The organism is Paraburkholderia sp. EG304 (assembly GCF_046543485.1).
In the GTDB taxonomy this organism is placed as follows: domain Bacteria; phylum Pseudomonadota; class Gammaproteobacteria; order Burkholderiales; family Burkholderiaceae; genus Paraburkholderia; species Paraburkholderia youngii.
The window spans coordinates 1-209 of record NZ_JBKGUA010000532.1; the positions used below are offsets into that span (position 1 = coordinate 1).

The 209-nt window shown below is 54.5% G+C and carries 1 pseudogene; it reads right to left on the reverse strand.

What is annotated here, in order from left to right:
- Positions 1-145, reverse strand: a pseudogene (locus ACLFKU_RS45040) (IS6 family transposase); the annotation flags it as partial.
- Positions 146-209: the final 64 nt, after the last annotated feature.

The window sequence follows — 209 nt, forward strand, 5'->3', positions numbered from 1 at the left end:
TTTCCTCGAGATTGCGAAGACTCAGCGAGTAAGCAACGTACCATCGCACGCACAGCAGGATCACTTCAAGCGGATAGTGCAGCCGCTTCAGAACCTTGGCGATGCCCGGAGCAAGCGTCGTTCGTGGGGTCAGTATCTTCTTCATCGTTTGGCCAAAGCGTTCTCGTCAGCCTCGAATTTTACCTCCCTCGCGTTAATGCGACAGAGCC